The sequence below is a fragment of the Bacteroidota bacterium genome (genome assembly GCA_030706565.1).
GTDB lineage: Bacteria > Bacteroidota > Bacteroidia > Bacteroidales > JAUZOH01 > JAUZOH01.
This window is the reverse complement of the sequence record JAUZOH010000024.1, coordinates 1-20,216: the sequence shown is the minus strand read 5'-3', so window position 1 is coordinate 20,216 and position 20,216 is coordinate 1. Positions and strand designations below refer to the sequence as shown.

General features: G+C 38.2%; 12 protein-coding genes. 4 read left to right on the top strand and 8 right to left on the bottom strand.

All coding sequences use genetic code 11. The features are described 5' to 3' along the window. On the bottom strand, nucleotides 1-906 hold a 906-nt coding region (locus tag Q8907_02780; protein MDP4273184.1), incomplete at its 3' end, for a hypothetical protein. A 460-nt stretch (nucleotides 907-1,366) separates the two neighbouring features. On the opposite strand from Q8907_02780, the gene Q8907_02775 reads away from it, so the two are divergent. Then, nucleotides 1,367-2,653: an O-acetylhomoserine aminocarboxypropyltransferase/cysteine synthase gene (locus tag Q8907_02775; GenBank protein MDP4273183.1), complete on the top strand. Its 1,287-nt coding sequence runs from the start codon at nucleotides 1,367-1,369 to the stop codon at nucleotides 2,651-2,653. A 116-nt stretch (nucleotides 2,654-2,769) separates the two neighbouring features. Here the strand turns inward: Q8907_02775 and Q8907_02770 are convergent, their stop codons facing one another. From Q8907_02770 to Q8907_02760, 3 genes are all read right to left on the bottom strand, one after another. Further along, entirely contained in the window at nucleotides 2,770-3,123 is a 354-nt protein-coding gene (locus tag Q8907_02770) for a hypothetical protein (protein ID MDP4273182.1), read from the bottom strand. A 73-nt stretch (nucleotides 3,124-3,196) separates the two neighbouring features. Then, the gene (locus tag Q8907_02765) at nucleotides 3,197-4,522 is read right to left on the bottom strand and encodes a HAMP domain-containing sensor histidine kinase (GenBank protein MDP4273181.1); all 1,326 of its coding nucleotides are present in this window, start codon (nucleotides 4,520-4,522) and stop codon (nucleotides 3,197-3,199) included. Then, on the bottom strand, nucleotides 4,458-5,147 hold the full coding sequence (locus Q8907_02760) for a response regulator transcription factor (GenBank protein ID MDP4273180.1): 690 nt from the start codon (nucleotides 5,145-5,147) through the stop codon (nucleotides 4,458-4,460). The genes Q8907_02765 and Q8907_02760 overlap by 65 nt, the downstream gene beginning before the upstream one ends. Before the next feature lie 215 nt (nucleotides 5,148-5,362). On the opposite strand from Q8907_02760, the gene Q8907_02755 reads away from it, so the two are divergent. After that, on the top strand, nucleotides 5,363-7,150 hold the full coding sequence (locus tag Q8907_02755) for an ATP-binding protein (GenBank protein ID MDP4273179.1): 1,788 nt from the start codon (nucleotides 5,363-5,365) through the stop codon (nucleotides 7,148-7,150). Here the strand turns inward: Q8907_02755 and Q8907_02750 are convergent. Next, nucleotides 7,147-10,479 carry a two-component regulator propeller domain-containing protein gene (locus Q8907_02750; protein MDP4273178.1) on the bottom strand — a complete coding sequence of 1,111 codons (3,333 nt, stop codon included), beginning with the start codon at nucleotides 10,477-10,479 and terminating at the stop codon, nucleotides 7,147-7,149. The genes Q8907_02755 and Q8907_02750 overlap by 4 nt on opposite strands. Before the next feature lie 228 nt (nucleotides 10,480-10,707). Between Q8907_02750 and Q8907_02745 the strand changes: the two genes are divergently transcribed. Next, nucleotides 10,708-13,353: a glycoside hydrolase family 3 C-terminal domain-containing protein gene (locus Q8907_02745; GenBank protein ID MDP4273177.1), complete on the top strand. Its 2,646-nt coding sequence runs from the start codon at nucleotides 10,708-10,710 to the stop codon at nucleotides 13,351-13,353. Nucleotides 13,354-13,408: 55 nt separating this feature from the next. Here the strand turns inward: Q8907_02745 and Q8907_02740 are convergent, their stop codons facing one another. The 3 genes from Q8907_02740 to Q8907_02730 form a co-directional block, all read right to left on the bottom strand. Beyond that, nucleotides 13,409-14,044, bottom strand: a complete 636-nt coding sequence (locus Q8907_02740) for a 7-carboxy-7-deazaguanine synthase QueE (GenBank protein ID MDP4273176.1) — start codon at nucleotides 14,042-14,044, stop codon at nucleotides 13,409-13,411. A gap of 76 nt (nucleotides 14,045-14,120) precedes the next feature. After that, a complete protein-coding gene (locus Q8907_02735; protein MDP4273175.1) occupies nucleotides 14,121-15,050 on the bottom strand; it encodes a hypothetical protein in 930 nt (309 codons plus the stop codon). A 4-nt stretch (nucleotides 15,051-15,054) separates the two neighbouring features. Next, nucleotides 15,055-15,576, bottom strand: coding sequence for a C40 family peptidase (locus Q8907_02730; GenBank protein MDP4273174.1), 522 nt, complete (start codon nucleotides 15,574-15,576; stop codon nucleotides 15,055-15,057). Nucleotides 15,577-15,936: 360 nt separating this feature from the next. Between Q8907_02730 and Q8907_02725 the strand changes: the two genes are divergently transcribed. Beyond that, nucleotides 15,937-18,906 carry a DEAD/DEAH box helicase gene (locus Q8907_02725; GenBank protein MDP4273173.1) on the top strand — a complete coding sequence of 990 codons (2,970 nt, stop codon included), beginning with the start codon at nucleotides 15,937-15,939 and terminating at the stop codon, nucleotides 18,904-18,906. The last annotated feature ends 1,310 nt before the right edge of the window (nucleotides 18,907-20,216 follow it).

Sequence of the window (20,216 nt, the reverse complement as noted above, 5' to 3'; positions counted from 1 at the left end):
TTTAGCTTCAAAGCTTACCACATCACCATTTTCATCAAATTTGAATAATCCGGACACAGTCAGACCCGCGTAAGTCATGGTTGCCCTTGCCCTCTGAGAATCAACCTGGTCCCATTTAATGTAATCACAAAGTGCAGCAGAGGGGAACCAGACAATTTCACCAAGATAGCGCAGCATGGTCCCCTGGTCAATTTTTTCGCCGGAAGCATTCACGACTGGGAAAACAGAAAGTAGTTTGATCAGCATTTTACCTTTCCCGTTTTCAAATTTGTCCATTCCTTTAAGATGGATAAAAGGTGCAGCTTGTACATCCGCGATCCACAGAAAACAAGGTTCCTGAATCATATACCATTGTTCTGCCCTGACGGGCATCCATTTCCCATTAGGAGAGGTACGCATTTCCCCGCCCTGAAATAGATAAACGCTTTGAGTCTCATTTTTCCCAACCACATTAGAACGTCGAAGCCATTTCTGAACCACAGGCGGCACTTTTCCGAGCATCTCGGGGGTAACCATTTTATTTTCCCCAACAAAAGATGTGTACAAATTCAATTCATTTTTCACCATCCGGTTAAACTGCCAGCATCCAAATCCTTCAATTGCCACCAAAACAACGATCATATTGGTAATTGTTCCAAATTTTGCCTCATGCCAAACCGCGATGATCAGGATTTGTGACAGGATGACGGCTGGAATTGCAATGACCCACCACCATTCAACTTTAGAAAGGAAAAGAATAATGGTCAAAATAAATAATCCCCCTGCCAGTAGCCATAAAATCCCGGCCGGCCTGGATATAATCAGATTAAAGTTCTTGATTTCAATGAATTTAAAGGCTTTTATAAAGCCCATCAGGTGTATGAGCCCGTGAAAAACAACAAACAATGAAAAAATTAATCTTAACATGGTTTCTTTTCAGTTTAGTATTTAATTGAAAGTATAGACTAAGTAATTCGACTGATTTTAAAATTTAATCATCAACAATCTTACATTTTCTACCCATTTTTAGGTATATAAAATACCTCATAAAGGCGATTTCACAAAAATTTTATTTACAACACTTTTGTAACGTAAAAACAGAGAAAAATCAGGAAAATAATATTCCCGGTCATAGGCGATTACAGGAAAAATAAATCATACAAAAATGCAATTATTTTTTACATATAATCTGAAAGCAGCCACAAAGGTAAAATTCCATCCATCAACTTCAGGGAATTTCACTATGGCTGTCATGCATTGTATGATGACCGGCTGCCTTATACAATTCTGCTGCTTTATATGGTAAATCAGCTCCACCCGCAGTTTTCAACATTCAAATAAAATTTAAAATTAATTCATATTCAATAAACCTTAAAATTTTCATGTCATGTCAGAACAAAAATTTCATTTTGAAACCTTACAGGTTCATGCAGGCCAGCAAGTAGATCCGGCAACCAAATCAAGAGCAGTACCTATTTATCAGACCACCTCTTATGTGTTTGATGATGCAGACGATGCAGCCGACTTATTCAATTTAAGAAAAAGCGGGAATATCTATTCACGGATCATGAATCCCACAGAAGATGTATTTGAAAAAAGAATAGCAGAATTAGAAGGAGGCATAGGCGCTCTGGCAACATCATCAGGACTGGCCGCTATTCTATATTCCATACTTAATGTCGCAAATTCAGGAGATGACATAGTATCCTCAGTTACCCTTTATGGCGGGACTTTTGAGTTATTCAATGTAACACTGCGGAAACTTGGAATTAACGCCATATTTGTTGATCCCGATGATCCGGAAAATTTCAGAAAAGCCATCACTCCTAAAACCAAAGCCATCTATGGCGAAACCATAGGAAACCCAAGAATCAATGTATTGGATATTGAAGCGGTTGCAAAAATTGCCCACGAAAATAAGATCCCGTTCATTATCGACAACACCTTTGGAACACCTTATCTTGTCAGGCCTATAGAATATGGAGCTGATGTTGTGGTTCATTCAGCAACCAAATTTATTGGTGGCCACGGAACGGCAGTCGGTGGAGTCATCGTCGATGGCGGAAAATTTGATTGGATTGGAAGCGGGAAATTCCCTGATTTCACTACTCCTGATAAAAGTTATAACGGCATACGTTATGCCAATGATCTGGGGGCAGCAGCATATATATCCAAAGCCAGGGTTCAGTTGTTGAGAAATACCGGTGCCACTGTAGCTCCGTTAAATGCCTTCCTGTTTATCCAGGGCCTGGAAACATTGTCCTTAAGGGTTGAACGTCATGTGGAAAACGCCAGAAAGATCGTCAAATATTTATCAAACCACCCTAAAGTAGCCTGGGTGAATTATCCCGAATTAGAAGGAAACAAATACCACCATCTGGCAAAAAAATATTTACCCAAAGGAGCAGGATCAATTTTCACTTTCGGAATTAAAGGCGGAGAGAAAGCAGGAAAGGTATTTATCAACAGCTTGAAACTTTTCTCCCTGCTTGCTAATGTTGCAGATGCAAAATCCCTGGTTATTCATCCGGCAAGTACTACCCATGCAGAATTAAATGCAGAAGAGCAAAAAGCTGCAGGGGTTACTCCAGACTTGATTCGCCTGTCAATTGGTATTGAAAATGCTGAAGATCTGATAGCTGATCTGGAACAAGCATTTACAAAAGTAGAATAAGGACATCCGGTAAAATTATGTTTTAGTTAGTAGTTTTAGTTTTTAGTAGAAAAAGAGGGTGATTTTGTTCAAATCACCCTCTTTGCAATATGATAAAAATCGTTAATTCACATCCCTTATTTAGGAGCAACTCCGGTCTTTTTAGTTTTCTTCATAACCGGAGTTTTCTCCTTTTTAATTCCTTTTTTCTCTTCTTTCTTCATCTCCTTAGATACTTTCTTCATGAACTTGCCATTTTTATCAAAGGTCAAAATCTGATGATCCTTACCTTTCATGGCAGCTACTTCATAAGTGATGACTCCTTTAGTGTCAACCTTATAGGCTTCAGTGGTTTTATAACCGGGAAGATTTTTAGCGACATAGTCGCTAATGGGCTTACGCAAGTCAGTTACCTTAATGGTGGTTTTGGTTTGCGCATTCAACATCAGTGCTCCTAATGCCAAAACAAGAATACACAATAATTTTTTCATGCTACATAAAGTTTTAAGTTTTAATTATTACAAAAGTTACTAAAAGATTCTGTAGCAATCCTGAAGCAAAACCTCAGATCAATAAATTTGCCGGAAAATCTATTTTAACAATATGTAATTTATTATTTAATGAATAATCTATATTCATCTTATAAGAAACAGCAATTTTCTGGACAATAGACAAACCCAAACCTAAGGAACCGGATGAATTTGCCTTTCTAAACCGTTGGAATAATAATTTAGGATCCACATCCAATTGGGGCCCGGTATTGGAAATCACCAGCCCGGCTTTATTCAGAAGTATATCCAGGGTACCGTTTTCCACATTATGTTTTATTGCATTTGACAATAGATTGTTAAGTAATATTTCAGCCAGATCTGGATTAATGTTTAAAGTTATCTCAGAATTATAATCAGTTGAAACCTTGATCTTTTTCTGACTGATGATATCCTCAAAATTTAACAGCAGTCTGTTAATTTCATGATTGAAACAAACGGGTTCAACAAAAGTAAATTGTTGGTTTTGTATCTTTGTTATCAGCAAAAGTGCATAGTTCAATTTTGATAACCTGTTGGTAGCCTCATAAATGGATTTGATTTCATTGATTTGTTTTTTGTCCAAATTATCGGTTTGAATCAATAATTCAAGTTTTGATTTAATTATGGCCAAAGGGGTTTGAATCTCGTGTGAGGCATTTTCAGTAAATTCTTTAAGATTCAGGTAATCGGCTCTTATTTTTTCCGTAAGAATTCGTACCACGTTGTTAAGTTGGTTAAATTCAATCACCGTGGACGATGGAAAAGAAAGGGGTTCTTTTTCTTCAATCGAATAATTCTGCATTTTCGAAAGGGTATCGTAGAAAGGCACCCATAAACGTTTAGAAATAGAATAATTTAATATAGTCAGGCTAATCAGCAGTATCACCGATAAACAAAAGACAATCAAAAAAATAACCTGCATCAACTGGCGGGTTTCTGAAAGCGATTTAAAAATACTGATGGAATAACTTTTATGTTGATCGGTATTGTTGGTGATCAACAGATGCCGGTAATGTTCCAATTCTCCGTCCTGGGCATTGATGAGTATAGTATCATGAAACTTTTGAGAAGGTTTTACATAATGATTGAAAAGCGTTACTTCTATATGATGTCCAAAGACCGTGCTGAAATCAGGTATACTGTCCAGGTGGTCAATTTGCTCTTCGATGATTTCGCGCTCGGCAATAAGAGTCTCATCAATCTGTCTAAATACAAAAGAGCTAACCACCCCGTAAAAGGCTATTCCGCCAGAAAAGAAAATCAGCAGGGAAAAAATCAAATGCTTGAGGGTGGTTTTAGTCAACAATTTCATTGGTCTTGAAGACATACCCCAATCCGTAAACGGTTTTGATATAATCATGGCCACCTGATTTGATGATTTTTTTTCTGATATTTTTAATATGGGTATAGACGAAATCAAAAGTATCGGCCATATCAATATCGTCGCCCCACAAATGTTCTGCTATTGATTCCTTAGTTATCACTTTGTTCTGGTTGGAAACCAGATACAATAAAAGATCAAATTCTTTGGGCGTAAGATTTAAAAGATGATGGTTTACAAATACCTGAAAAGAATCCGGATTAATCGTTATTTCATTGACACAAAACTCATTACTCCCTTCAAAATTCCTCCGGCGAAGGATAGATTTTATCCTTGCATTTAATTCCGAAAGGTGAAAAGGTTTGGTCAGATAATCATCGGCCCCAATTTCAAGCCCTTTTATCTTATCGTCCAGTGAATTTCGGGCCGAAATAACAATCACGCCCGTATCCGGTTGCATCTTTTTCAGGAGAGTGATTAAATCCAGACCATTCCCACCGGGTAATGTTATGTCAATTATGATACAGTCATAAGTATATAATTGAATTTTCTCGAAAGCATGGGAATAATCAAAAACATTTTCGCAGACATACCTTTCGAGGGTTAAGTATGTTTTTATAGATCTTGACAATTCTTTTTCATCTTCAACAATAAGTATTTTCATCGGAAGTATAATAAATAACAGAGTTATACTTTTAATTAAAAATAGTTGAGAGACTACATATTGCGTATGACATTTGGAAACACATAAACTTTCAACCTTAGGCCCTGAAAGTATTTTGTTTATAAATATACAAAAAAAAATGATAATTTTTCAGCTGTTTTTGCTTTTTCTTCGTAAAAGCGATGTCTTGACGTATTTCCAATTTTAAAAAAGTAATGAAAGAAAATATGGGCAAAGAGATGAACCGGAATACATTTTTAACAAACAATTTTGGAGATTCTCATCTGAACATTTCGAGGGTGAAAGGAAAGGGCATCCCCTCTGGCGCAATTCTTCCTTTTTGGGAGATGCTTTTCAAATCGTCAACTGAAGGTTTAATGCTGGTCATTTTTAAAGAACCATTTAACCGGAATATCGCAGAAAAGGACAAATTTTTAAATGATATTTTTTCAAGAGGAAAAATTGTAAAGGTCAACGAAAAATTTATTGAACAATATCAGGTTAAAAAGAATGAAATAATCGGAATAACATTGAACAATTTTTTCGATTGCCAATCGGAGAAAATAAAGAAGATATTTTACACTTTATTTGAAAAAGGGGAAGCAGAAGAAGAGCTGCAACAAAAAAGGAAAGATTCAAGCCTTTTGATTACAAAAAACACATTTATGTCCCTAACAAGAAATGATGGAAGGATCTGGGGCTTTTTAAACCGCCAAACAGATATTACGGAAACGAAAGCCATGGTTAGGGAATACGAAGATGCCCGCCTGAGAAGTCTGCTTGACATTTTACAGGGGAATTTTCAAAACGACCAGCAGTTTATCGAAAAAGCGTTGGATGAGTCAATCTATCTCACCGGAAGTAAATCCGGTTTTGTCCTTTTATGTGAAAAATCAATCCTGATTTTTAAACCCAATTGCTACGCGAAAGAATCTAACAATGATTTAAATACATTTGAAAAAGTTAAAGATTTTGCATCCTCATTAAAAGAATTTTTCGGGCTGGAGAAACCAATTATAGTAAATGATACAGCCAGACTCAATTTTCCAAATAGCCCAAAACTCTTCACCTATATTCATAAAATCATGGTTATCCCTGTTATCTTAGATAATAGTTTGGTAGCTCTGACAGGTTTAGCCAATAAAACAGGTAATTATAACCAAACTGATATTAATCTCATCACTCTGATAATGGGTATTACCTGCCGGAATATAGAAAGGGAAAAATTTCAGGACAAATTATCCGGAGCCAGGAAAAGAATGGAAGACAGTGAAATGCTTAAAACTGCTTTTTTGGCAAACCTGTCGCACGAGATCCGGACCCCCATGAATGGAATCATGGGCTTTTCGACTTTACTTTCCAACAATAACCTGAGTTTTGAGAAAAGAATTCAATATACGGAAATCATTAATCAAAGCTGTCTTCGCCTGCTGGACGTTATTGACAAAATCCTTGACATCGCAAAAATTGAAGCCAATCAAATAAAAATAACCCGTAATGAGATTAATCTCAGGTCTTTACTTGAAGATATTTATTCCCTTTTCTGCCCTTCTGCACAAAAAAACGGATTGGAACTGATACTTGAAAACAACCTCCCGGATAATATGATCATGGTCAATACCGATGGGAACAAACTCAAGCAGATTATTAACCACCTGATGTCCAATGCGATAAAATTTACCCAGAAAGGCTATGTAAAACTCACCTGCAAATTTCATTCCGGCAACATAGAATTTGAAGTGAAGGATACTGGGATAGGCATAGCACCTGAAAACCAGCAAATTATTTTTGAAAGGTTCAGACAGCTGGATAATAGTTCCAGAAGGGAATTCGGAGGTTGCGGACTGGGACTGACCATATCGAAAGAATATGTTAAATTGCTGGGAGGAGAATTAAAAATCCAATCACAGCTTGGCAAAGGGACTTCTTTCCTGTTCGAGTTGCCTGTAAAATATAACAAAATTATCCCTGAACGTTTCATTTTCCTGAACAATTCCAATTAAACAGGTATGGAAAAGGAGAAGGTACTGCCTTTACCCGGTTGACTATGAACCTCCAACCTGCCCCCATTCTTTTCCACAAATTCTTTTGTAACAATCAATCCCAACCCCGAACCCGATTCTCCTTCAGTACCGGTGGTCGACACAAATTCATTTGGACAAAATAACCTTTCCATCTGTTCTGAAGACATGCCAATTCCATTATCGGATACTTCAATGATCACAAAATGGTTGGTCAGAGTAGAACTTATATTTATTTCTCCCCGGGTACACGTAAATTTGATTGCATTTGAAAGCAGATTTCTGACTATAGTGCTTAACATGTTACGGTCGGCGTATACATAGGTTTCCGGGGGTATCTGCGAAAAAATGGTGATTTGTTTCCTTTCGGCAGAAAGGCTTAAAAGTTGTACGTTTTCAATAATCACCTCACTTAAATCAAATTTTACAGGACTGAAGAATATTTTATTATTCTGCGTTCTGGCCCATTGCAAGAGGTTTTCAAGCAAACTATAGGCATTCTTTGAGGATATATTAATGTATTTGGCAAGCTCAAGTCTTTTCCCATTTTCCAGATCCTCGTAATTGAAGGATAATAGTTCCGACAAACCAATTATCGCGTTAAAAGGATTTTTTAAATCATGGGCTATAATTGAAATAAGCTTATCTTTTGTATTGTTAGACTTTTTAAGTTCGTCCCTTTTTTCCTCAATTTTTTCTTTTTGAAATTGAAGTTCTTCTTTTTGAAGTTGAATTTCGCGGGTGCGTGCCTTCACTTTCACTTCTAAAGCCTTTTTTTCTTTTTTCAACCATTTTTCCCGGACATTCATATAGGTCCAAATTAAGGAAATAACAAACAACAGTTCGATTAATCTAAACCATAAAGTTTTCCAAAATGGGGGAAGAATAATTATCCTTATCTCGTTGCCTTTGAAGTTCCAGGTTCCATCGTTATTAGAACCCCTTACCTTAAATAAATACCTGCCTGGTAAAAGATTATTGTAAGTAACATATCTCCTTGAAGAGGTAGTGCAATTCCATTCCTTATCGAAACCTTCCAGCTTGTATGAATATGAATTTTTTTCCGGAATAGTATAATCCAGGGCTGCGAATTCAATCGTGAAAATATTTTCATTGTAATGAAGAACTATTTCCCGGGTTGCATTTAAAGCTTCTTTTAAAATAATCCTGTTATGGAACTTTTCATCTATACCCACCGGCTTATTGATCACCGTAAAACGAGTAAACACTATGGGTGGAATAAAAGCATTATTCCAGATTTGTACGGGCTTAAAAATATTAAACCCTTCTATACCGCCAAAAAGCAGATATCCGTCATCAGTTTTCAAAAAAGATCCCCGGTTAAAGATATTATCCTGCAAACCATCCCTGGAATCATAAACTTTTACGCTTAAAGTATGGGGATTAAACCTTGCCAATCCCTTATCGGTACTAATCCACAAATTCCCCTCAGCATCATCAAGTATTCCATAAATAACATTACTGGGTAAACCATTTTTTTTACTGAAAGAAGTGAATCGTCCAGTCTTTTTTTCTAACCGGAAAAGCCCTCCGCCCCCTGTACCTATCCAAAGGTTAGCTCCTCTGTCCTCATGAATAATATATATATCATTAACACTTAAAAGCTTATTATAAAGGGAATAATCAATTAACTTTAACGATTTTGCCGATGTGAAATTACGGGAATTCCCATTTGCCAAACAAATCAATCCTTTACCTTTTATACCAATCCAAAAAATATTATTTCTGTCTTTAAACAAACATGTAACATTCTGATTTACAAATAATAAATCAGACTTCTTATAAGTATCGCTATAAAATTCTCCAGTTTTGGGATCAAAAATATCAAGGCTTTCCCCCGAACAATCATCAAATCTTAGCCAGATTAACCCCTGTGAATCTTCAATAATAGAGCGGACACAATGGTTCTTATAATTTTTTACGCTGTCAGATTTTCTGTCATAATACCTGAAAGTTTTTTCCTTAGGATCAAAACAACTGATTCCCCCACCCTCATTCCCCATCCAAAGAAGATTTCCGGCACCATGTTTGGATTCCACAATACAGGTAAAAGCATTATTCAACACTACATTTTGTTTTGTTCCATTCTGCAGGTAGTTGATAAATGATGCTTTCTGGTCTCTGCCATTCATAAATGAAAGTCCATTTTGTGTTGCAATCCAGATATTTCCATTTTTGTCCTGGCAAAATCCATTGACCATATTGTCAATTAAACTTTTATCATAATTATTGAGATGTCTTAATCTTGTAAATCTTTTTATCTGTTGATTGTATTTATTGACACCAGCCACTTTGGTACCAACCCACAAAATCCCGGTAGAGCTTTCATATAAGGAAAATATATTATTGTCACTCAGGCTCTGATTATCCTGTGGATTATTCTGATATATTTTCACCTTACCTGTCGAAGGATCATATTCATTCAAACCTCCAAACCTGGTTCCCAACCAGATGTGATGTTCTCTGTCCTCCTGAATATCAACAATCCGGTTATTGCTTATGACCTGATCCTTTTCCCCTACAATCTGAAAAGTTGTAAAAACATCCTTAAAAGGGTCATATTTGTATACCCCATTATTCAATGTTCCAATCCAGACATTATTAAATCTGTCGACGAACAAAGTTGTGACGATTCCTTCACGAACCGGAAACGGCAAGGCATTCCGGTTAAAGGCAATAAACTTGCCTGTGTACGGATTATACTTTACGATTCCCTTGCTGGTGCCTATCCAAAGAATATGAGAATGGTCCTGGATGATAGCATTCACATTATTATTTGGAATACTAAGCGGATTAGATTTCTGATGGATAAAAGAGAAAAATTTTCCCCTTTCCCTGTCCATTCTGATCAATCCCTGGCCCCGGGTTCCAATCCACAAGGTCCCTGATCTGTCTTCAAAAATCGTATTGATCCAATTGCAGCCTAAACGGGATGAACTTTGTTCATTTTTAAGAAAAGTAGAAAAGTCTTCTTTATTTTTATTGTAGCGATTAAGCCCATTGGTTGTACCAATCCATAAGCCACCTTTCTTATCTTCATAAAGGCAGGTAATGCTATTGTTGCTCAGACTGTTTTGATTTTTGGGTTCAGCAGAGAATATCTTAAAATCATAACCATCATAACGGTTCAATCCATTTTCCGTTCCGAACCACATATAACCGTCCTTATCCTGAATAATGGCCGAAACAGAATTATGCGAAAGCCCTTGTGAGGCAGAAAGGTGTTCAAAAACAACATTATTCTCCTGTGCCTTTATGATTATTTCAGGAAAAATAAATAATGTTGACACCGCCAATACCCATATTGCAGATCGGGGGATAGTCATTGTTACAAGGCAAAAATTTAAGTGAGTACACCTACGTATTTTCACAAAGCTTATTCAAATATATAAAATTCAGTGCCTTATTCTTAATTAATTTAATTTTTTTGTTAAAAAAATTAAATAGAGACACTGAATATCAACGGATATTAATAAATTGCCGTTGTTCAACATTGCTAATTTTAGAAACTTTAATCTATGAAACTAAAAAAAACATGCTTTCCATTATTCAGGAGGTTATTTGCCATCCTGATTGGAACCTTTTTATTGTTGCCGCTTGTTAAAGGACAACCTTATAAAGATATAAACCTGTCGTTTGAAGAACGGGTGAATAATTTAATATCCCAGATGACGCTGGATGAAAAAATATCTCAAATGATGGATGTGGCACAAGCCATACCCCGGCTGGATATTCCCGCATATAACTGGTGGAATGAAGGCCTGCATGGAGTAGCCAGAGCCGGTATAGCCACAGTTTTCCCCCAGGCGATTGCATTAGGCGCCACCTGGAACGACAGTTTAATTTATAAAGTTGCCTCTGTAATTTCCGATGAATTCAGGGCAAAGTACAATGATTTTCAAAAGAAAAATCAAAGGGGCCGTTATCAGGGCCTGACAGTATGGTCACCTAACATCAATATATTCCGGGACCCCCGTTGGGGAAGGGGACAGGAAACTTATGGAGAAGATCCCTATCTAACCTCCAGAATAGGCGTTTCTTTTGTAAAAGGATTACAGGGTAATGATCCGAGATATCTGAAAGTTGTAGCCACCCCTAAACATTTTGCCGTACACAGCGGGCCAGAACCGGAACGGCATCGTTTCGATGCGCGTATAGATGAACGGGACTTTATGGAAACCTATTCTCCTGCTTTTGAAGCCTGCATCCGCGAGGCAGGGGCTTATTCAATTATGGGAGCCTACAACCGGTATATGGGGCAGGCCTGTTGTGCCAGCGACCAGCTGCTTAAGAAAACTTTGAGGGATACCTGGGGATTCCAGGGATACGTTGTATCCGACTGTGACGCAATAGCAGATATTTACAGAACCCATAAAGTCGTTAATTCCGGAGCAGAAGCTGCTGCCTGTGCAGTGAAAGCTGGTTGCGATTTGAATTGTGGCAATACCTTTCAATATTTGAAGGAGGCAGTTAACAAGGGGTTAATTAGCGAAAAAGAAATAGATGAAAGCGTTAGGCGTTTATTTATGGCCCGTTTTAAATTAGGCCTCTTTGACCCTCCTCAAATGGTCAAATACGCCCAGATCCCGTTTTCTGTAAACAATGCCCATGAACACCGCCAGCTCGCCCTTGAAACTGCCCGGCAGTCCATCGTTCTTCTTAAAAATACGGGGTACACACTTCCTCTGAAGAAAAATATCCGCTCAATTGCAGTTATAGGGCCAAATGCCAATGTACAGGAAGTAATGTATGGAAATTATAACGGAACTCCATCTAAAGCAATCACACCTCTTGAAGGGATCATGAATAAAGTGTCAACCACCACAAAAGTCAATTATGCCTTAGGCTGTAGTTGGACAAATGATTCTCCGGCCTTGGGAATAATAAAAGGTGAAGCACTCACCACCGGAAAAATTGAAGGTTTAAGAGGTGAATATTTCAACAACAACAATTTTGAAGGCAAACCTTTTGCAACCCGGATAGATAAAAGCATAAATTTAAGTTGGGAATCAAACGGGCCAATCAAAGGCATGAAAAGCAATGATGTTTCCATCCGCTGGACGGGAAAACTAATTGCTCCCTCCACGGGTGAATACATGATACAGGTCACCGGAGATGATGGGTACAGACTATACCTGGACAATAAACTTTTTCTGGAAAGCTGGCAGGAACAGGCAGCCACCTCAAAGGAAGGAAAAATCAATTTGAAGGCAGGCGAAAAACATGATATCAAGATCGAATATTTTCAAACCAAAGGGGAAGCCACGATTAGCCTGAAATGGGGAAAAACTGGAGAAAACCCAAAAAAAGAAGCACTATCGCTGGCTGAAAAATCAGATGCCATTGTTTTCATAGGGGGGATTTCTCCAAGACTTGAAGGAGAAGAAATGAAGGTAAATGCTGACGGCTTTAGCGGCGGTGACCGGACAAAGCTCGATTTGCCTGCAGCACAGGAAAATTTATTAAAAGAATTGTATGCCACCGGAAAACCAGTTGTATTGGTACTTCTTAATGGAAGTGCACTGGCCGTAAACTGGGCCAATGAAAAAATACCTGCAATTCTCGAAGCCTGGTACCCCGGTGAAGAAGGTGGAGCCGCTATTGCCGACGTACTTTTTGGTGATTACAACCCTGCAGGACGATTGCCGGTTACCTTCTATAAAAATGTTGATCAACTGCCTCCTTTTGAAGATTACAACATGAAAGGCAGGACATACCGTTATTTTGAAGGACTACCACTATATGGTTTTGGATATGGGTTAAGCTATACCAAATTCAAATATAGCAATCTCCGTTTACCTGCCTCGGTCAATGCCGGAGATCAGGTAAATGTCACTGCTGATGTGGAAAATATCGGGAAAAAAGACGGGGACGAAGTTGTTGAACTTTACCTCAGCCATCAAAAAGCTTCTGTGCCGGTAGCAAACCTTTCATTACAGGGATTTCACCGGATACATCTAAAATCAGGAGAAAAGAAAAAGGTTGAATTTGTATTAAACCCACGACAATTATCGGTAGTGGATACTGCATACTGCCGTGTTGTTGAACCGGGAATAGTCAACATTTCCATTGGAGGCCAACAACCTGAAAAAGATAAGAAACTTGAAAATGTAATTTCTGCCCAACTTGAAATAAAAGGAGAGACGATACCTGTAAAAGAATAACACGTATCCGCCTTAAAAAAAGCCCCCGCAATTTTAAATATTGCGGGGGCTTTTTTTAAGGTATCCTCATAAATTTATGCGACTGAAGTGAGATTAGCCATTTGGGATGCTGTTTTACATAATCAACCAAAACCGGAATAATGGTTTTAAAATGGCTCCACTCCGGTTGAAGGTATAAGAGGCAGTCATGATTTACTTTTTCTGCATTTTCTTCGGCCCACTGCAGATCTTCTTCATTCATAATGATTACTTTCAATTCATCCGCTTTGGAATAAAACTCTTCGAGAGGAGGACTTTGCTTTTTGGGTGATAGACAAACCCAATCCCATTCACCTGAAAAAGGATGTGAACCCGATGTTTCAATAAATGTTTGAATATCTTTATCTTTCAATCCGCGGCACAGATAATCGAGATTATACATTAAAGGTTCACCACCAGTTACGACTACCGCTTTAGCCGGGTATTCCGAAGCGCGCTTAATAACATCATTTGTGCTTACTAAAGGATGAACATCAGGATTCCATGAAACCTTTGAATCACACCAGCTGCAACCTACATCACAGCCACCGATACGGATAAAATATGCAGCTTTCCCCGTATGATATCCTTCTCCCTGGATGGTATAAAAATCTTCCACGATAGGCAGTAATTCGCCTTTCTCCATCAATTCCTCATCAGATGTATTTTTCACTGAAACTGTCATTGAATCTTAATTTTTTGCCAAAATTACACAAATCCCCGGATGAAAGAAAAATACCGTAAGATTTCTAGGGGAGGTCAAGGCTGTATAAACGGGCTGGAACAGAAGTTTTTTCGGCAGATAAGAATATATGGTGATTACCCGAAAAGGCAATGCCTTCCATTTGAATCCCTTTTAAAACGGGAAAGAGATAACGCCTCGCTGTCCCGGAAAAGATATTGCCACCCTGGAAATCTTGCAAAACCCAGATAAACGGAATCCCTCCTGTAATCCCGCACAGGATAACAGTTTTTCCATCCGGGCTAATGTCAGCTCCGGTAATTAATCCTTTGCTGTTAAATCTTCCTACGCAACGGGCAATCTGCCTGTGTTTTATTTTTGAAAGGGAATAAAGCTCCGTAACCTTATTTTTCCAATCCTTGGTCAGGACGTACAATGAATCACCCATGGCAAATAAAGACTCGCAATCAAAAGAAGTCTTTCCCATGTTAAATGAAAAATCCTTGCGTCCTTCATAAGTATAATGAATTTTGAATGCAGAAACGTATGCTAACTTTCTTTTCCCGGGTATCCTTCGTTTTTTAACTTTATAAATGGTTAACCTTCGCCTGAAATTAAAATTATTACCACTATCACTTGTATAAATAAATGATGAATCCTGGGCAATATCTTCCCAATCAAAATTGTTGGCATTGACAAAAACCACGGTCTGGAGTATTTTTCCACTTTTGCTGTCAAGGGCATATATTTCAGGATCACCGCCACTGTCATTAAAAGTCCAGAGCTTCTGCCTGTACCAGACCAATCCCGAATTTTCCCGTACATCATCAGACAGGGAATCAACAAGGGTCACAGGATACAGGTAACAATCCGGGGCAACGATCTTTTGCGAAAAAATCAAGCCTTGAATAGAAGTCATAAACACCAAAAAGGCCAAACAAAATTTGTCTGGCCTTTTGGTGTTTATATCTTTATTTTCGATGAAAATACTATTCAAGAATCTAATTTTCCACAAGATAAGTTGCTGATTTATAAAATTTGTTTCTCCAATAAGGTTCATTTAAACTTGAAATTGATACACTTTTGCCTCTTCTGGGTGAATGGATAAATTTATCATCTCCAATATAAATGCCCACATGGGAAATATTTCTATGGCCTCTGCAACGGAAGAAGACCAAATCGCCTACATTAATGGAATCTTTGCCAACGGTTTTACCGGCCAAAAATTGGGAAGCAGAATTCCTTGGAATTTCAATTCCAAGCTTGCTGTATACATAACGGACAAAACCGGAACAGTCGAAACCATTTTCGCTTTGCCCGCCACGAGCATATCTTACCCCCAAATATTGCTTTGCTGTGTCTAAAATCTGACATCTGATCATTGAAGGCTGATTGATAGAATCAATATATTCCTCTGTTGCTACAATAGTATCTTCTTTTACTACTTTCGTCATAGCCTGGCTCACATAAGGGATACTCACTAATACGAGCAAGATTACGCTTATTTTTTCTGTCAATGTCATGTGGTAAATTTTTATTGTAGTACTTAATTACTAACTGTTATTGTCTCGTTTGCATTTCAAAAATATATAAAAAATCCTTATAAAAACCTCATTTGAACTGGGCTAAAGACGTTTTAACATTTTTTAATATTTTTAAATTTTGTAATTATATGTATATCAATTATTTACAAAGGTTTTATTATTAATTGTTACAGATTTATTTAAGAAGTTTTAACATTCGAAAATTGCACATTCAATCCTCAAAAAATGCTTTTTGTCAAAAAGGATATTCTATTTTTGCAAATGGAATGAATTAAGAACATTAACAATCAATAAAAAAAAATGAACTCTACCCAGCAAACCCTAATAAATAACTTAAGAATGGAATTGGCCTTTGTCCTTGAAAAACATAGTGTGCTGGGCTGGATTTTTTGTCCTTATATGATTAAAACCAGTGCTAACGGTCAGTTCACCTTAACTTTCCACCGGGTTACTTTACAGACCATCAAAGATTATGACCGACAGCTTAATCCCATTGAAGAACAGATCTTTCAAACCATTGAAGACTACAGCGACGAGACAATAGTCAGGCGGTTCAGCCGTTCGAAAATGTCGGTAAAGGATTTCTACGCCAGGCTGGATCCCGAGACAATTACCAGAAGCATCCGTCCTTCAGTTGAAAAACGCCTGGTGCGCTGCATCGACCTTTTCATCAAAGGGAATATCCATCCCCATTTCAAGGCAAAAAAGGAGAGCCCCATTCTCGATAAATCCATAGACATCATCAACCTGCCGGCAGATGCAGTTTTCAATTTCATCCGCAATGACGAGGGAATTAAATACTTTCTGACCCTGAAGGACAGAAATGATGAGCTTACTTTATGTAACCAGCAGGCTGCGGTGGTCTCCCTCCAACCCTGCTGGCTGTTCTTGCAAAACAAGCTCTACCTGATGAATGACAGGGTTGACGGCAAAAAGCTAATTCCTTTTTTTGACAAAGAATATATTTTAGTGCCCAAACGCAGTGAGGAAAGCTATTTTCAAAAATTTATCCTTCCTGCTGTTACCAACTTTAATGTCAAAGCCACTGGCTTTGATATCATTGAAAAGAAGTCCGAACCCTCCACTTTTATTAAACTTGAAAACAGCCTGCAGGGCAACCCGCAATTTGTTCTTTTCTTTAAATATGAAGAAAAAAGTATCCTTCTCCATGAAAAAATAAATTGTTTTGTCAGCTCTGAAAAAAAAGAGAACAATTATACCTTTAGAAAACTAAGCAGAGACTTCAGTTTTGAAGCGGAGAAGAAGGAACTGTTAATTTCTCTGGGACTTTTAAACAACGAAGGATCAACTTTCATTATTCCACGGGAAAACGAGTTGCTTGCCAATCCCGGTAACGGGCAACATGAGGCGCAAATGGGCAGCCTGGTGAACTGGCTCAACAAGAATAACCAGACATTGCAGGAAAACCGGATTAAAGTGGTTCAGGATTTTTTTAAAGACAAATATTTCATTGGCAGTCTGGATATTGACCTGCAAATACAAAAGAAAACCGATTGGTTTGATATTCATGGCACTGTCCGTTTTGACGATTTCCTGATCCCTTTTTTAAAACTCAGGAAGCATATTCTAAACCACATTCGCGAATATGTGCTTCCTAACGGCGAAATAGCCATGATTCCCGAAGAATGGTTTGCCCGCTATTACGACATCATGCAGTTTTCAACCGCCAATGGAGAAACAGCCAAGTTAAAAAAACACCATTATGGGTTGATTTATCCTTTTCTGGAAGAAGTGGAAAAGAAAAAAGATTTTGCTGAATTTATAGGACTTTCGGACAAGAAAGAACTTACCCAGCCTGAAATTCCGAAAGATCTGCATGCCAACCTGCGTCCTTACCAGGCTGAAGGATATACCTGGCTTTCGTACCTACAGGACCTCAATTTGGGCGGCTGCCTGGCCGATGACATGGGGTTGGGAAAAACCTTACAAACCATTGCCTTGCTTACGGCAAGTAAGGTCAAAAAAAACCTTCGGGATCCTCAGCAACAACAGGCAACCCCACAGATGTCTTCACTCTTTAATGATGAAGATACCGGGCTGTCCAGGCCCGGCAAGACTTCGCTGATCGTAATGCCTTTATCACTGATCTGCAACTGGGAAAATGAAGTCGGGAAATTCGCACCACAACTGAAACTTTATAAACATACCGGATCTTCGCGGATACAGGATGCAGATAAATTCAGCTATTACGACATTGTGCTGACCACCTACGGGATTGTCCGCAATGACCTTGAATTACTGAAAAAATTCAACTTCTACTACCTGATTCTGGACGAAAGCCAGGCCATTAAAAATCCAGATTCCAAAATATACCATGCCATCAGTGAACTATCGGCCCAACACCGCCTGGTACTCAGCGGTACACCCATTGAAAACTCCCTGTCCGATCTGTGGGCACAGATGTCGTTCCTGAACCCAGGCCTATTGGGCAATCTAAAATTTTTCAGGAATGAATTCCAGGTTCCCATTGAGAAGGACAACAATGAAAATAAGCAGGAAAAACTCAAGAAGCTGATAGCCCCGTTCATTCTTCGGCGCACCAAAGCATTGGTGGAAAAAGACCTGCCCCCGCTGACCGAAAAAGTGTACTATTGCGAAATGTCGGACGAGCAAAAAAGCCTGTATGAGACAAAAAAATCGGAGATTAGAAACAGTCTGCTCGAAAACCTGGAAGAAGGAATGGACAACAAAACCAGGTTCCTTGTCCTGAAGGGATTGATGCAGCTCAGGTTGCTGGCCAATCACCCGGCTTTGACCGACAAACAGAGCTTGTCCGAATCCGGTAAGTTTGACGAAGTAATCCGGAACATAGGAAATCTGATTTCGGAAAACCATAAAGTTCTGGTCTTCTCCCAATTTGTCAAGCACCTCAACCTGTTCAGGGACTATTTTGAAAAACAGAACTGGCGCTATTCTTATCTTACCGGTGCTATTAACGGAAACAACAGGCAGGCAATTATTGACAGTTTTCAGGGTGATCCGGATAACCACCTTTTCCTGATATCCTTAAAAGCTGGCGGTTACGGACTGAATATCACGGCAGCCGATTATGTTTTTATCCTGGACCCCTGGTGGAATCCAGCATCTGAAAACCAGGCCATCAGCAGGGCATACCGTATTGGGCAAAAAAACAAGGTCATGGCTTATAAATTCATCACCAAAGACAGTATTGAAGAAAAAATTCTCCGGTTGCAGGAAAAAAAATCGAACCTGGCCGAAGCATTTGTTTCGGTCAACAATCCGCTGCACCTCTTCACCAGTGATGAACTGATCGGGCTGTTTGAATAAAAAAATGATTCAAAAAATATTCTTTTTTATGGAATTGATCAAGAACCTCAGTTTTGTATAAATATCCAAAGAAACCAAGTTATCCCCCAACAAAAGGAATTTGTCGAAGGAACTAAAAATTCTCTTGCCCAGATTGAACAACACTTAAATGGAGAAATACAGTTAAAATCAGCTGATCAGTTGTTCTATGAACTTTAGTTTATATCAACTATTTCTTTGATAAAGAAGTCAAGTATCGCAAGTAAAATTTAGACTGCTTCAGATATATATTTTCCGGAGCATGTTGACCACCTGTTGCGGAGCAAGCTGACCACCATTCCGGCCATATTGACCCTCTTGGCTGGAGGATTTAGGATAATTTCATATCAAAGAAATTGAATGAACTTTTAAATCACAAAAGTTCTAATACTCGGCGAAGCCGTCAAAAAACAGTTCCTTATTGACGAAAAACTGTCTGAGCGTATTCGCCTACTGGCGAAGAAGCGAATTTTTTTCGTCAAGTTTTTTTTGCTTCCTTTTTGTGACGACAACTTAGTGAAGCGATCTCATTCTCCGCTATTTTGGGGAGAATAAAAAGGAAGAATAAAATTTTAAAGCAAATACAAACCACTAAAGCACTATGAGCACGGAAAAAATCAAAAAGCATTTCTTAGTGCCCTCCGTACCTTAGTGATTAATGTATTTTGTGCCATAGCGTGAAACGCATTTCTCGCCAAGTCGCCAAATTTTAAGGCAAAGAACAGCACATCTCCGGGGACCTCATCTTAACTCAGTGTTTCTCAATGTAATGATATTCTCTTACGCTGCGTTGCACTGAGTATTAATATGAAGCAGTATCCCGTTATAACCCCTTTTTGCTACTTGCGAAACTTCAATAAAGAATTAAAAAAATTGCCAAGAAATAAAAAAGATTTTAAAATCCTCATAGATTCATTGAAAGAACCAGTCAAGTACAGTTGGCATTAATCTAATAGACTTTATTATTTATTTCTATCAGCTTCAGCTTTTTATAGATCTCAATTTTGGCCTTCATTGCCGTCAGCTTTTGGCGTTTCAGCGTTTTTATAACCACTAAGTCACGGAGTTCACTATAAAATATTTTAAAATTCATAGGGCCATTTAGTGCCTACGTGGTTTTCTTTACGTTAAAACTTTATTCAAACTTTTTGTCGTCACAAAAAGTTTACAAAAAAGACTGTGACTGCGTCAACTCATTCCGCCTCCTGGCGTCGGCTTCATTCAGACAGTACGCAGTCAATAAGGATTTTGTTTTTAACGCTTCGCGGAGGAAAGTCCTGGAACTTTTTAAT